Raw genomic sequence first — 255 nt, 5'->3', positions numbered from 1 at the left:
CTGTCTTTAATTTGGAAGAACCTTTCGATCTTTTGAATGAATTGCACAAAGAAGTGGTTGGCGCGCTAACTTTCGAGAATTTGCGCGATTACGACGATAGACTACATCTAAGTAGTAATGCGTGGAAGAAGGAAGCTCTCTTTTCATTACTTGAGATTTTTCGTGTTTCGACTTCTTGTGATTCGTTGCAAAATGTTCCTCTTGAGATTGTCCTAAAGGAGCTGTGATGATTACCATTTTGAAACATATAATTCT

At 37.6% G+C, this 255-nt stretch carries 1 protein-coding gene; it reads left to right on the top strand.

Annotated features, from left to right (window positions below):
- Positions 1-227 (top strand): hypothetical protein (locus tag ACO0LE_RS20305; protein ID WP_422962133.1); only part of this gene is annotated, 227 nt, incomplete at its 5' end.
- Between the last annotated feature and the right edge of the window lie 28 nt (positions 228-255).

The organism is Undibacterium sp. Xuan67W (genome assembly GCF_049340165.1).
In the GTDB taxonomy this organism is placed as follows: domain Bacteria; phylum Pseudomonadota; class Gammaproteobacteria; order Burkholderiales; family Burkholderiaceae_D; genus Undibacterium.
The sequence above is the reverse complement of the archived record's forward strand: the minus strand, read 5'-3'. Positions and strand labels throughout refer to the sequence as shown.